General features: G+C 70.2%; 15 protein-coding genes. 8 read left to right on the forward strand and 7 right to left on the reverse strand.

What is annotated here, in order from left to right; all coding sequences use genetic code 11:
• Positions 1–21: 21 nt before the first annotated feature.
• Positions 22–1,287: an App1 family protein gene (locus tag MKK58_RS08615; protein ID WP_409565221.1), complete on the reverse strand. Its 1,266-nt coding sequence runs from the start codon at positions 1,285–1,287 to the stop codon at positions 22–24.
• Between the two features lie 168 nt (positions 1,288–1,455).
• Between MKK58_RS08615 and gntA the strand changes: the two genes are divergently transcribed.
• The 4 genes from gntA (at position 1,456) to MKK58_RS08635 (ending at position 4,225) form a co-directional block, all read left to right on the forward strand.
• Entirely contained in the window at positions 1,456–2,154 is a 699-nt protein-coding gene (gene gntA / locus MKK58_RS08620) for a guanitoxin biosynthesis heme-dependent pre-guanitoxin N-hydroxylase GntA (protein WP_243911676.1), read from the forward strand.
• Positions 2,144–2,752, forward strand: a complete 609-nt coding sequence (locus MKK58_RS08625; RefSeq protein ID WP_243911677.1) for a DUF1989 domain-containing protein — start codon at positions 2,144–2,146, stop codon at positions 2,750–2,752. The genes gntA and MKK58_RS08625 overlap by 11 nt, the downstream gene beginning before the upstream one ends.
• Positions 2,753–2,858: 106 nt before the next feature.
• Entirely contained in the window at positions 2,859–3,608 is a 750-nt protein-coding gene (gene rnhA / locus MKK58_RS08630; protein WP_243911678.1) for a ribonuclease HI, read from the forward strand.
• Positions 3,605–4,225: a DNA-3-methyladenine glycosylase gene (locus MKK58_RS08635; RefSeq protein WP_243911679.1), complete on the forward strand. Its 621-nt coding sequence runs from the start codon at positions 3,605–3,607 to the stop codon at positions 4,223–4,225. The genes rnhA and MKK58_RS08635 overlap by 4 nt, the downstream gene beginning before the upstream one ends.
• Here the strand turns inward: MKK58_RS08635 and MKK58_RS08640 are convergent.
• The gene (locus MKK58_RS08640; RefSeq protein WP_243911680.1) at positions 4,191–5,843 is read right to left on the reverse strand and encodes a methyl-accepting chemotaxis protein; all 1,653 of its coding nucleotides are present in this window, start codon (positions 5,841–5,843) and stop codon (positions 4,191–4,193) included. The two genes, MKK58_RS08635 and MKK58_RS08640, sit on opposite strands and share 35 nt — an antisense overlap.
• A gap of 532 nt (positions 5,844–6,375) precedes the next feature.
• Here MKK58_RS08640 and MKK58_RS08645 point away from each other — a divergent pair.
• Positions 6,376–6,594: a hypothetical protein gene (locus MKK58_RS08645; RefSeq protein WP_243911681.1), complete on the forward strand. Its 219-nt coding sequence runs from the start codon at positions 6,376–6,378 to the stop codon at positions 6,592–6,594.
• A 224-nt stretch (positions 6,595–6,818) separates the two neighbouring features.
• Positions 6,819–8,939 (forward strand): carbohydrate porin, encoded by a 2,121-nt coding sequence (locus tag MKK58_RS08650; protein WP_243911682.1) that lies wholly within the window; start codon positions 6,819–6,821, stop codon positions 8,937–8,939.
• 8 nt (positions 8,940–8,947) lie between these two features.
• Here MKK58_RS08650 and MKK58_RS08655 read toward each other — a convergent pair whose 3' ends face one another.
• The 3 genes from MKK58_RS08655 to MKK58_RS08665 all read right to left on the reverse strand — a co-directional run bounded on the left by MKK58_RS08655 (position 8,948) and on the right by MKK58_RS08665 (position 10,633).
• Positions 8,948–9,232: a hypothetical protein gene (locus MKK58_RS08655; RefSeq protein ID WP_243911683.1), complete on the reverse strand. Its 285-nt coding sequence runs from the start codon at positions 9,230–9,232 to the stop codon at positions 8,948–8,950.
• 102 nt (positions 9,233–9,334) lie between these two features.
• Entirely contained in the window at positions 9,335–10,324 is a 990-nt protein-coding gene (locus tag MKK58_RS08660) for a phosphoribosylaminoimidazolesuccinocarboxamide synthase (RefSeq protein ID WP_243911684.1), read from the reverse strand.
• A 132-nt stretch (positions 10,325–10,456) separates the two neighbouring features.
• The gene (locus tag MKK58_RS08665) at positions 10,457–10,633 is read right to left on the reverse strand and encodes a hypothetical protein (RefSeq protein ID WP_243911685.1); all 177 of its coding nucleotides are present in this window, start codon (positions 10,631–10,633) and stop codon (positions 10,457–10,459) included.
• Positions 10,634–11,006: 373 nt separating this feature from the next.
• Between MKK58_RS08665 and MKK58_RS08670 the strand changes: the two genes are divergently transcribed.
• Positions 11,007–11,195 carry a hypothetical protein gene (locus MKK58_RS08670; protein ID WP_243911686.1) on the forward strand — a complete coding sequence of 63 codons (189 nt, stop codon included), beginning with the start codon at positions 11,007–11,009 and terminating at the stop codon, positions 11,193–11,195.
• A gap of 119 nt (positions 11,196–11,314) precedes the next feature.
• Here MKK58_RS08670 and MKK58_RS08675 read toward each other — a convergent pair whose 3' ends face one another.
• Positions 11,315–11,455: a hypothetical protein gene (locus MKK58_RS08675; protein ID WP_243911687.1), complete on the reverse strand. Its 141-nt coding sequence runs from the start codon at positions 11,453–11,455 to the stop codon at positions 11,315–11,317.
• On the opposite strand from MKK58_RS08675, the gene MKK58_RS08680 reads away from it, so the two are divergent.
• Positions 11,454–11,660 carry a hypothetical protein gene (locus MKK58_RS08680; protein ID WP_243911688.1) on the forward strand — a complete coding sequence of 69 codons (207 nt, stop codon included), beginning with the start codon at positions 11,454–11,456 and terminating at the stop codon, positions 11,658–11,660. The genes MKK58_RS08675 and MKK58_RS08680 overlap by 2 nt on opposite strands.
• Before the next feature lie 48 nt (positions 11,661–11,708).
• Here MKK58_RS08680 and MKK58_RS08685 read toward each other — a convergent pair whose 3' ends face one another.
• Positions 11,709–13,094: a TadE/TadG family type IV pilus assembly protein gene (locus MKK58_RS08685; RefSeq protein WP_243911689.1), complete on the reverse strand. Its 1,386-nt coding sequence runs from the start codon at positions 13,092–13,094 to the stop codon at positions 11,709–11,711.
• Positions 13,095–13,216: the final 122 nt, after the last annotated feature.

The following is a 13,216-nucleotide window of genomic DNA, read 5'->3' on the forward strand; positions in this document are numbered from 1 at the left end:
TCACGGGTGCAGCCCCTCTTCCTATCCGCTCGGCGGGTCCGATCGCGCCGGTTCGACGACCACGTTCGGGGGTGTCGCACCTGCTTCCCCCAGGACCTTGCGCAGGGCACGCGCCCGGGTTCGGCCCGCCCGCCGGCCCGTTTCCGGGACCGCGCCGTCCGCGTTCCACTCCCGCGCCACATCCGCGATCGCGTCGGCATGGATCAGCCCGCGCTCGGCGGCGTGCTCGGCCATGGCGAGGCTGTCGGCGGCCAGCACCAGGCTGCTGCCGTCCGCCTCCACCGCCTCGGCGAGGCGGGCGATCTCGTCGAGGCGCCCCGCGCCGTGGGAGACGTTGCGGATGTAGACCGCCGCCACCCGGCCCGGATGGGCGGCCACGATTCCGGCATAGACCTCGGGGTCGTGCTGTCCGCTGTCGCCGATCAGCACGAAGGGCAGGTCGTGGTAGAGCGCGAGCATGCGCTCGATCAACTCGCGCTTGTGGTCCTCGGCCCGGCGCGGCAGCGGGCTTGTCCAGGACAAACCCCATTCGCGCAGGAACAGCACCGGTCCGACGGGAATCCGGTGCATGACGAAGAACTCGCTCAGCATGTCGTAGATGCCCCACGGCGCCCGCGAGACGTAGAGCATCGGGTTGCCCTCGGCGCCGCACGGCCCCGCATAGAGCGCGCGATAGAGGGCGGCGGCGCCCGGGAAGGCGACGCGGTTCTCCGCATCCTCCACGAACAGCCGCCAGAGCATCTTGGCCTTGTTGGCCACGCCCGTGCGCATGATCGTGTCATCGATGTCGCTGATGACCACCCGGCGGCAGGCGGCGGAGGGGATGAAGACCTGCCCCTCAGCCCGCACCGGCTCGGGCCCGGCCAGATCGAGTTCCATCAGGTGCCAGGACGCTTCCGGGGGGGCGGGCAGGTTCGGCCGCAGATGGACGCGGAAGTAGCCGTCGCGGTCGGTGACGACCTGTTCCTCGCAGCCGAAGAACCGCGCGGTGAGCACCGCGCCCGCCACCTTGCGGCGGGTGATGCGCCGCCGGATGTCGCGCAGTTCCGCCGCCCAGCCCTCGTCGGCGGCGCTCGCCGCCCGCTGCGACTGGCGGAAGACCCGGCCGATCAGGAAGACTTCGTCGCGCGAGCCGTAGCCGCGATAGGTCTCCACCACCGTGCCGGCCCTGCCCTGAGACCGGCGGACGGGCTTGGCGAAGAGGCGCAGGGCCCGCAGGGCGACCCTGGCGAGGCGGGAGGCCCCGGAACGGCTCATGGTTGCGTCATCATCGGCTGGTCCCGGCATCGCGGGTCAATGCCCGGCGCCGGCAAAGGTTCGGCGGCGCGCGACACACGGGGGCTCACGCAACTGTGGATGCGGCGTGCCATGCCGTCGCGCGAACGGAACATGGCCAGCAAGGGCCGGTTCACGTCGGCACCTTCGTGTTCCGCGTACCGTCAGCGTCGAGTTTCCATGCATCTCCCCACAGACGACAGCGGCCATCCCCTGGCCGTGGCCTTCGAGGACTTCATCAGAAGTCAGCCCTTCCCCTGCGTCGGTGCGAAATCCGCGCTCTCGAAGGGCCAGATGAAGATCGTCGTGGCGCGCAGCATCGCCTCGAGCTGGGACGATCCCCGGCTCTATCCGGCGCTCCTCGCCTTCATCTGCCGCTACCGCGCCAAGCCCGACCTGTTCCAGAGCTTCGCCGTCATCTTCGCGGACGAGACCGCCTTCGGCGAGGAGGCGTTCGAGCGCCACCTCTGGAATCGCGTGCAGTCCCTGTCGGACAAGGACGCGTTCCTCGGCCAGCGCTACGACGCCCGCGTCGAGGCCGATCCGAACGATCCGCACTTCTCGCTCTCCTTCGGCGGCGAAGCGTTCTTCGTCGTCGGGATGCATCCCGGCGCGAGCCGCCCGGCCCGGCGCTTCTCGCACCCCGTCCTGGTGTTCAACCTGCGCGCCCAGTTCGAGCAGCTGCGTGCGGAGGGCCGCTACGAGAAGCTGCGCAGCGCAATCCTGTCGCGCGACGAGGCGTTGGCCGGCTCGATCAACCCGATGCTGGCCCGGCACGGCGACGCCTCGGAGGCGCGCCAGTACAGCGGCCGTGTCGTGGATGCGGACTGGGTCTGCCCGTTCCGGGGCCGCGCGACGGAGAGCCGCGATGCCGCCTGAGGCTCCCGTGCACGAGATCGCGCCCCGCTCCGGCACCGCCTTCACCCTCGACAAGGGCGAGCGGCTGACCGTGATCGACCCGCAGGGCGAGCAGGTCGCCGACCTCCTGGCCTTCGTGCGGGGCGACCTCGACGAGGTCATCTCCTCGGGCCGAACCCTGGACTATGCTAGCCGGATCTACCTCACCACCGGCGACCCGATCTATTCCAACCGCTCGAACGTGCTCCTGCGCATCGTCGCGGACACCGTGGGCCGGCACGACTTCCTGCTCACCCCGTGCTCGGCCGACACCTTCCGGATCATCTACGGCGACGCCCACCCGCACCGGGGCTGCTTCGGCAATCTCGCGGCGGCACTCGCCCCCTACGGCGTCGCGCCGGACCGGATTCCGGTCGCCTTCAACGTCTTCATGAACGTGACGGTAGACGGCGGCACCGGCGAACTGAAGGTCGAGCCGCCTTTGAGCCGGGCCGGCGACCACGTCACCTTCGAGGCGGAGTGCGACCTCGTGATCGGTCTGACCGCCTGCTCGGCCCTGCAATCCAACAACGGCAGCTTCAAGCCGATCCGCTACCGCATCGACCCCGCCCGCACCTGAGCCCGGGTGCCGCCGGGGGGCCGGCCCGTGCTATGGCGGGAGCCCGGAAACCCCGGCGCCGCCCGCTCGCTGGACCGGCTGCCGCGAGAAGGTCGAAACGAGTTTGATGCGCACGATCGTGTATGCGGACGGCGGATGTGACCCCAATCCAGGCCCGGGCGGCTGGGGCGTCGTGATCGAGGCCGAGGCCGGCCGGATCGAACTCTGCGGCGGGGATCGCGCCACCACCAACAACCGCATGGAGCTGACGGCGGCGATCAACGCCCTGCGGCATTTCCCCGAGGGCGCGCAGATCGAGATGCGCTGCGACAGCCAGTACGTCATCAAGTCCGTGACCGAGTGGATGCGCGGCTGGAAGGCCAAGGGCTGGCGCACCGCCACCGGCCCGGTGAAGAACGTCGAGCTGATGCAGGAGCTCGACGCGCTGGCGGCGCGCCGCGACGTGCGCTGGACCTGGGTGCGGGGCCATACGGGGGAGGTCGGCAACGAGCGCGCCGACCGGCTCGCCGCCCAGGGGCGGCGCGAGGCCCTCGGCCTGCCGCCCCGGCCGGAGGGCGGCCCCGCCCCCCTCACCGGCACCGCCGCCCTGCGCGCCGCCGTCGCACCGGCGGCCCTCGCCACGGCACCCGCCGTGGTCGAACGGGCGCCGCCGCGCACGACGTCGATTCCTCTCGATCTCGGGCTCGGCCTGGAGGTCTCGCGCGCGGCCAACGGCGCCGGACTGACGCCCCAGGCCTATGTCGAGCGGGCGGTGCGCCTCGCCCTCGATCTCGGGCCGGAAGCGTTCGAGCGCATGCGGGCCGAGGCGGGCGGGGCTGCGGCCCCCAAAGCCACGGAGGCCAACCCCGCGCCATGAGCGACGGCACCACCGCCGCCCTCCCGGCCGGCTATTTCGCGCGGCCTGCGGCGGTCGTCGCCGCCGCGCTGATCGGTTGCGGCCTTCTGGTGGAGGGCATCGGCGGCACCATCGTGGAGACGGAGGCCTACGACGCGGCCGATCCGGCCTCGCACAGCGTCAACGGGCCGACCCGGCGCAACGCCAGCATGTTCGGACCGCCCGGCCGGGCCTACGTCTATCGCTCCTACGGCCTGCACTGGTGCCTGAACTTCGTCTGCGCGCCCGGCAGCGCCGTGCTGATCCGGGCTCTGGAACCGCGCCACGGCCTAGCGGCGATGGCCGCGCGGCGCGGGCTTGCCGATCCGCGCCGGCTCTGCGCCGGCCCCGGCCGCCTCTGCCAGGCGCTCGGCGTCACCGGAGCCCTGGATGGCGCCGCCCTCGACGCGGCGCCCTTTCGCCTCGCCGCCCCGGACGCCGCCCCGGCCTGGATCGCAGACCGACGCATCGGCATCTCGCGCGGGGTGGAAACGCCCTGGCGATTCCTGCTCGCCGGCTCGCGCTATCTCAGCCGTCCGCCGTCCCGCTACGCCACGGGCGGCCTCACGCCGCCCGAACCGTCTGCAGGAAGCGGGTGACCTGTCCGTTGAGGTGCTCGGACTGGGTCGAGAGTTCGGCGGCCGAGATCAGGACCTGCGACGCGGCGGCGCCGGTCTGCTCGGCGGCCTGGGCGACCCCGAGGATGTTGGCGGTGACGTCGCTGGTGCCGCTCGCGGCCTGACCGACGTTGCGCACGATCTCCTGGGTGGCCGCGCCCTGCTCCTCGACCGCCGCCGCGATGCTCGTCGTCACCGCGGCGATCTCGCCGATCCGCCCGGAGATGGAGCGGATCGCTCCGACCGCATGACCGGTCGACGCCTGGATTCGCCCGATCTGCTCCTCGATCTCGTGCGTGGCCCGCGTGGTCTGGTTGGCGAGTTCCTTGACCTCGGCCGCGACCACCGCGAAGCCACGGCCCGCCTCGCCGGCGCGCGCGGCCTCGATGGTGGCGTTCAGCGCCAGCAGGTTGGTCTGGCTCGCGATGGAGGTGATCAGCGCCACCACGTCGCCGATCCGGCCGGCCGCGACGCTGAGATCCTGCACGAGGGCGCCGGTCTGGGAGGCCTCCTCCACCGCCCGCCGCGCCAGCTCGGCCGAGCCGTCGACCTGCCGGCCGATCTCCTGCACGGAGGAGCCGAGTTCCTCGGCCGCCGCCGCCACGGTGCCCACATTCGCGGCGGCCTCGTCGGCCGCGCTGGCCACGGTGCCGGATTGCTGCGAGGTCCGTGTCGCCGTCGCGCTCATGGCCTCGGCCGTCCCCTGCAGGGCTCCTGCGGAGGCGGACACCGTCGCGATGATCGAGCCGACCGCCGATTCGAAGCCGTCGGCCAGCGCGTGCATCGTGCGCCGGCGCTCGGCGGACGCGGCCGCGTCGGCGGTCTGCTGGCGCTCCGCCTCCTCGGTGGCCTTGCGGGCGACGAGAGTCCGGATCTCCTCCACGGCGCGCCCCACCGCGCCGACCTCGTCGCGGCGCTCGCGCCCGGCGACAACGGCCTCGCTGTCGCCGGCCGCCATGCGCCGCAGGGCCTCGACCAACCGCGCGATCGGCCGCGTGATGCCGAACACCGCCACGAGGCCGGCGGCCAGGAGCCCGGCGAGGAGACCGAAGCCGCCCAGCAGCAGCGTGTTCAGGCGGGTCCTGTCCGTCGTCTCCGCGAGGTTGCGGGCGCCCGCGTCGACGAAGGCTCGGATGTCCCGGCCGAGCGCCGAGCCCTCCGCCACCATCGCGTCGAAGGTCGGATCGACGCTCTGGTGCAGCAGCGCGAGCGCCTCGGTCTTCAGGCCGCTGCTCGCCAGGGTCCGGGCCTCGGAGGAATCGGCGACGAACCCGTTGATCTTCTGCTTCAGGAGGTCGAGGCGTCCCGCGAAGCTCGGCGCCGCGTCGCGCAGTTCGCCCAGAACCTTGTTGAGGCGCTCGCTCGCCTCCTCGAAGCCGCGATCGGTCCGCTGCATGTCGACGGGGTTCGTCTCGGCGATATTGCGGAAGTTGAAGTAGCTGAGCGTGAAGATCAGCCGGTTGACCGTGCGCAGATCGGCGATCGCCTTGGTGTCCCGATTGAGGAACTGCGTATAGGCGCCGTCGATGACGGCCATGCGGGTCGTGGCGTACCAGAGGCACCCGCTGACGATGGCGCCGATCAGGACGACCACACTCATCAATTTGGTAATGATGCTGAAGCGCGCGAGAAGGCCCACGTTCGTTCTCCGAGACGGTAAGCATTCTGGCTAGTCGCACAGGTTTTAAGCCCAGGCTAAAATTTTTCGCCTGGCTATTTTTCTTGCAGAAAGCACGCCGGCTAGTCAGCACAACATGCTGTTTCTTGCACGGCACTCCCTAGGCCTATATGCCGCGCGAGAAATATTGCCGGTCATATTTCCTATCCAAAGTCTTCGGAATGCCTCTGCATGCTACATGTGCGATGCGTCCCATCCAAAAAACCAAAAAAGAACCCGCCGCGGCTGGGCCGGGCGGGTCGTTCAGGTCATCGAGCTTGGGTCGCCGGGTCAACGAACGCACGACGGCGGAGTTCCATGAGCGCGATCGGGACAGCGGGATCGCGCCAGCCCGGCCCTGCCAGTCGGGCGGGGTTTGAACCTCGGGCCGCCCTGAAGGATTGGTCCGGCGATGCCAAGTGGAACGGCAAGGCCTCCACCCCGGGCACCCCGCGCCGAACCCAGGAGACCGACGATGCCCACTATCGAGGCGGACCGGAGCCGCTACGTCGCCGAACGCGACCGTCTGATCCAGGAACTCCAGGCCATGCGCGACGAGGGCCATCCGGAGGGCCGGCAATTCACGGATGGCTATGCCCTGCGCGACACCGACGCGAGCGCCATGGAGGGCCTGCGCCTGCGGATCCAGGAACTGACCGGCCTGATCGAGCAGATCGAGACGGGCAACGCCTGAATAAGGCCCACCGGACCGATCCGCGTCCCCGGACGGGCATGGAGGATCGCGCCGCCCGTCAAAGACCCGTCATGTGCGACGCCTAGGAGATCCGTCGGGGCCCACCGTTCGGCCCAGTGAGGCGATCGGGCAACAGCCACCCCAATCCGCCGACGCGCGGATTAAACCTCATTGTCACAGTTATAGCATCGTCTATATCGAGGGGAGATCGGTAGGGGGGCGGTATGGGACGACGGCATCGCTTCGGATGCGCCAGAGGCGCGCGGCTCGCCGGCTGCGCCCTCGGCCTCGCGGGTGCGACCGGCGCCTTCGCGGCCGATCCGGCCGGCCTGCGCGCCACCGGCCCCGTCCCTGCCTTCGTCGATTGGTCGGGCGGGTATCTCGGGATCCAGGGCAGCGGAGGCAATTCCTACGGCGCCTTCAACTTCCGCGACACGACCATCGGCGCGCGCGCGGTGCCGGCGTTCAAGACGGGCGATGCCACGGGTCGGGCGGATCTCGCCCGCAACGCCACGACGGCTTTGGGCGGCCTGTTCGGCGGCTACAACTGGCAGACCGGTCCTTGGGTCTACGGTCTCGAGGCCGATGTCTCGGCGGCCAACCTCAAGCGGCCCGTGGCGTCGAGCGCCCCCGGTTTCGGCTACGAGGACACCGACCCCGCCTTCGGCCTGATCCGCGTCAAGACGGATGTCTACGGCACCCTGCGCGGGCGCTTCGGCTACGCCTTTGACCGGGCGCTGGTCTATGCGAGCTTCGGTCTGGCCGGGGCCAATGCCCGCGTGCTGGCGACCTATCCGGACCTGGCCGGAGGCAGCGCCGCCACCGCGCGCCGGGACCTCTCGTATCTCGGCTTCACCCTCGGGGCCGGCGTGCAGTTCGCTCTCAGCGAACACCTGTCCCTCGGGATCGACTATCGCTACCTCGATCTCGGCGGCAGCGGCCGCTTCGATCTCGGCACGCTGCCCCGCGCCGATGGCGGCCCCGTCGCGACGCGGGCCGCCTACACCGCGAACCAGATGATGGCGCGGCTGTCCTGGCATCCGGGCGGTCTCGTGCTGCCCCCGGAGGCCGAGGATGCCGGCGGCAACGATCTCGACCAGCGCTTCTCGCTGCACGGGCAGACGACCATCGTGGCGCAGGGCGTGACGGGGTTCCGCGCGCCCTATACCGGCCCGGCGAGCCTGATCGGCCGTCAGGTCCAGTCGACCACCACCGCCACCGCCTTCCTGGGGCTCAAGCTTCTGGAGGGCACCGAACTCTACTACAACCCGGAATTCTCGCAGGGTTTCGGCCTCAGCCGCACCTTGGGTGTCGCCGGCTTCGTCAACGGCGAGGCACAGAAGGCGGGCGCGCCGTTCCCGAAGCTGCGCTCCAACCGCTACTTCGTGCGCCAGACCTTCGGGCTCGGCGGCGAGACCGAGGACGTGCCCGACGGGCCGAACCAGGTCGCGACAAGGCGCGACATCGAGCGGATCACCGTGGTGGCGGGCAAGTTCGCGCTCGGCGACTACTTCGACGGCAACGTCTACGCCCACGATCCGCGCGTCGACTTCATGAACTGGGGCATCTGGGCGTCCGGCGCCTACGATTTCCCCGCCAACCTACCCGGCTTCACCCAAGGCGTGATGGTCGAGTACAACCGCGCCGAATTCGCGATCCGCGCCGCCTACACGCAGGTGCCGAAGGAGCCGTCGAGCGACGTGCTCGACCCGCGCGTGTTCCGCCGGGCCGGCACCACGGTGGAGTTCGAGGAACGCCACGTGCTGCCCGTGCTCGACCAGCCCGGCAGGCTGCGCATCGGGTTCTTCTCGAACGTCGGCAACACCGCCGATTACCGGCAGGTCGTGGGCCTGACCCAGGCCGGCGTGTTCGGCGACATCAACGACGCGGCCGCCGCCACCCGCGCGGCCCGGCGCAAGACCGGCTTCTACCTCAACCTCGAACAGGCGGTGACGCCGGATCTCGGGGTTTTCGCCCGGGTGAGCGCCAACAACGGCCGGAGCGAGAGCCTGTCCTTCACCGACATCGACCAGTCCGTCTCGGGCGGCGTCTCGCTGAAGGGAACCGCCTGGGGCCGGCCAGCCGACACGGTGGGCCTCGGCACCTCGCTGAACGGGATCTCGCCGAGCCACCGGGCCTTCTTCGCCAATGGCGGCATCGGCCTCCTCATCGGCGACGGACGCCTGAACTACGCCCCCGAGCGGGCCATCGAGGCCTATTACGCCCTCAGCCTCGGCAAGGCCCTGACGGTGTCGTTCAACTATCAGCACGTCGAGAACCCGGCCTACAACCGGGATCGCGGACCGGCCGACTTCTTCGCGACGCGCATCCACGCGGATTTCTGACGCGCGCGCTACCGGTCGGGACGGTCGCAGCGATAGCCGCCGCGCCCGGTCGCCGACGGGCTCGCGGCGAAGCGGCCGCCGGAGGCCCGGCACTCCGCGGCATGGGCATCCATCGCCCACTTGTCGGCGAGCGCGAGGCTGAGGGGCACCACCGTCACCACGAGCAGCAGCGCCGCCACCGCGAAGACCGCCCAGCCGACGCCCCGAGGCGGCTCCGGCGGCTGGTAGCGCTCGGCCGGAATCGGCGCCAGGAAGGCCAGGGCGGTCAGTCCGAGGAGTTGCGCCGCAATCATGAATCCCCCGCGCCGTCAGGTGATCGAGGGTAGCGGATGCATCGTTCCCGGCGAGGCGACGATACGAAGCAGCGTCGCTGCGTCGGGAACAGGGCGCGCCGGCTACGGGGCCGGATCGGTGCCGAGATAGGCCCCGAGATTGCGCCGGATCCGCGCCAGCGGCGCCTCGCCCGGGTCGGGCAGCACGAAGCGCTCGCCCGTGATGGTCTCGTAGGCCCGGATGTAGACGTCCGCCGTCTCCAGCACGACCTCCGCCGGAATCTCGGGGATCGCGTCGCGGTAGGGGTCGCAGCGCGCCACCACCCAATTGCGCACGAAGTCCTTGTCGAAGCTCTCGGGCGCGGTGCCGGCGGCCAGGCGCGCGTCGTAGCTTTCCGCGAACCAGTAGCGGCTGCTGTCGGGGGTGTGGATTTCGTCGGCGAGCACGATGCGCCCATCCGCATCCGTGCCGAACTCGTACTTGGTGTCGGCCAGGATCAGGCCGCGGGTCGCGGCGATCTCCTGGCCCCGCGCGAACAGCGCGAGGGCCGCCCCGGAGACGGTCGCCCACTGCTCCGGGGTGAGGAGGCCCTGGGCCAGGATGTCGGCCTCGGTCAGGGGCTCGTCGTGGCCGCCGTCGAAGGCCTTGGTGGTCGGCGTGATGATGGCCTGGTCGAGGCGCTGGTTCGGCCGCATCCCGTCCGGGAACGTGTGGCCGTACAGGTTACGCTCGCCGGCCCGGTAGCGGGTCAGGATCGAGGTCGAGGTCGTGCCCGCCAGATAGCCCCGCACGACGATCTCGACGGGCAGGATGTCGAGGCGGCGACCCACCACGACGTTCGGGTCGGGATAGGCCAGGACATGGTTCGGGCAGAGATCCGCCGTGCGCTCGAACCAGAACCGCGCTGTCTGGGTCAGGACCTGTCCCTTGAACGGGATGGCGGCCAGCGCGACGTCGAAGGCGCTGATCCGATCGGAGGTGATGAGGATGCGCCGGCCGTCGGGAAGGTCGTAATTGTCCCGGACCTTGCCCCGGTAATGGTTTGGCAGCTCGGGCAGCGTCGCCTCGCGCAGAACCTGGTGGGCGTGCGGGGCAAGGTCGGCGAGATCCATCCGGGACGCTCCATGCGGCTCTGGCGGGGACAGCGAGATCGCCCGCCTTGTGCGCGCACCGCGCTGCGATTTCCAGTCACCCGCCGCCGGTTCGGCTCCGATCGGGGGAGCGGCCGCGCCGCCCGCCGTCCTTCAGGAAACCACGCGCGCGGTCCGGAAGCCGCCGTAGCGGACATGAACCGGCAGGTGAGCCGCATCGCGAAAGCCCGCCGCGCGGGCCATGACGTCCAGCGCATGTCCTTCGCTGTCGGCCGGGCCGACCCAGAGGAGGACGCCGGTCGAGCGTTGCTTCACCTGAAAAAGCGTCATCCGCGAACTCCCGTTACTCGGAATGACAAGTCCCGGAGCGCCCTATGCGTTCCCTGTGCTGCGGCGATCGCGGTCAGCACACCGAGAACGACGAGAGCGCATCGACGACGATGCCTCAAAGCACACCGGCATCGACGGGACGCAGCCGGCCGGACAAGCTCGGCTTCGTGTGCTCGCGCCGCGAAAGAACGCTCACGGCGCGTGGTCGCCGAAGCCTCGCGCACCCACCAGAACGCTTCGGCACGCGATCGAACGCAGGGCCCGGCCCTCGATCCCCATCGTGAAGAACGCCGGGCTTCACGGATCGATCAGCCCGACGGATCGTCCCCCACGGCCCCATTGCCGGATCGGCCTTCCCCTCCAGTTAAGCCACATGGCCAGCGATCACCCGCACGAGTCCCGCGCGTTTCCGGACGAGCCCATCGGGCCGGTCCTGAGCGAGGCGACGCGCCTGCGCCTGGGTCGCCAGTTGCAGGCCCTCTACGAGCCCGTGATCGACGAACCCCTCGATCCGCGCCTGGCCGAACTCCTCCAACAACTGGACGACGACCGCGGCCGGTGACGCGACGGGCCTTGAAGCCCCCGGCGCTGGCCGACTGCGCCCGCGATCCTTCGCGTCGGCCGCAAAAAAAATCCGCCGCGGCCGAAGCCGGGCGGGGGGAAGGTGACGGCCTCCAAGCTTCAGGAGGTGAAGGGTAGACGGATCATCACCGCCTCTTCATCCCGTACCGCGTGCGGAAGCTGCAGGTTGCTCAGCTTGGCCGCGAACCTCTCGGCGCCTCGCTCGTTGGTCACCGTGCCGAGCATCAAGGACCGACCCATGAGCCAGACCCTGAATTCTGGCACCGCCGAACCGAAGGACGTCACCTTCCGGGGCCGTGGCCACGCGCGACTGAACGGGACGCGGTTGTCGCTGCTCATCTGCCCGCACTGCTCGCAGCGCAACGCGCCGAAGGCGGCGGAGAAGGGGTACTGCAACTGGTGCACCTACGAGCCGTCGCGGGCGGATATCGAGCCGGCCCGCTGACGGGCCGGCGCGCGCCCACCGCCCAGGGTCAGGCTGCCCCGCCCGAGGCTACTGCGTCAGCTGCGTGTCGGCGGAGCTCGGTCCGACGCCGTTCGGGACGGGAATGTCGGTGGAGCCGTAGCGAGCGTTCAGCATCAGGTTCGGCCCGTCATAGAGGTTGATCATGCGGGCGATGATGACCGTGTAGGCGGATTGGTCCGCCACCGGGCGCTTCGAGTCGATGATGAGACGGCCGACGGGCAGATAGATCGTGCCCAGGAGCGTGCGCGCGTTGTCGCTGATGATCCGGTACTCGCGCCGCGCCGCGACGCCGTTGGGCGCCGCCTTGGCTTTGCCCTTCCCGTCCAGGGGCAGCAGCGACAGGAGCCCCGGCGGCGCCCAGCGATCCTCGAAGAGCAGCAGGCCGGCCATGATCCCGTCCCGCGGAGCGGTCAGGCTGATCGTGCTCTTCTCGTCGAACAGAAGCCCACCCCGAACCCCCGTGAAGTAGAAGCCGGTTCCGGTTCCGGTGACGCTGGCGTTCTTGTCGACGACGAACGGGCCGTCCTTGATGATGTAGATCCCCGGCCGCAGGGTGACCTGCGCGCCCTTGGTGATGTGCAGGCCGCCGCAATAGGTGCCGGGGTTGAGGGTCGCGGGCCCGCTGACCACGTTCGCGCCGTAGAGGAGGTCTTCGACCAGCCCGATCAGCTTCTTGGGATCGAACAGGATGCCGAGGTCGATGCAAGGGCCCGGCGTCGGCCCCTGCTTGTCGATCAGCGGATCGCGCAGAGGCGGGCAATTGATGGCCGGCGGGGGGAGGAAGTTGGAACTCGGGCCCGAGAAGCCGCCCGCCGAACAGGTCGAGAGGGCCTTGGCCACCGATGCGTTCTCCCCCTGAATGCCGGCCGTGCTGACGGAGTTCGAGTAGAGCGAGCAGTCGCTGGCGGTGATCCGCGCCGCGCTCTCGAGATGGAAGGCGCCCGGAGCGAGCGGATCGAGGGCCAGGAGGCAGAGGCGGGTCGTCCCGCTCAGCTTGGCCGTCGACCGGACGGCGATGTCGACGCTCGCCATGTTGATGAGCTTGCCGAAACTCAGGGGCACGGTCTCCGACACCGTCACCTGCACCGCCGAGTGGTTGCCGAGGACGGCGGCGGTCACCTGCGGGGTGCCCCCGCCGGCGCTGCGTGCCTGCGCCAGCACCATCGATCGGGCGACGTTGACGGCGGCGGCATCGTCCGCGTTGGCGAGCTTGAACTGGTTGACGCCTGCGATGCTGGCGGCATCGGCGGCGCGCTGGAGTTCGGCGCGCCGCTTGACCAGCCCGGCATATTCGAGCGCTGCGGCGCTGAGCCCCATCAGGATCGGCATCAGGAGAGCGAAGAGCAGGAGGACGCCGCCGGTCTGGTCGCGTCGAAACTGTTTCCCCGGCGTGAAGAGATCGCGGTATTCCATCCCGTCTCTCTGGCAGACAAGTCTCTCAGCGCGCCTTCGGTCGTGCGGGCAGCGGACGCTTATCCTCAGGATTGGCCCTGCCATGGTTATGAAGACCTTCCGGCGGAGACGAAAATTCCCTG

Source organism: Methylobacterium sp. J-078 (genome assembly GCF_022829285.1).
In the GTDB taxonomy this organism is placed as follows: domain Bacteria; phylum Pseudomonadota; class Alphaproteobacteria; order Rhizobiales; family Beijerinckiaceae; genus Methylobacterium.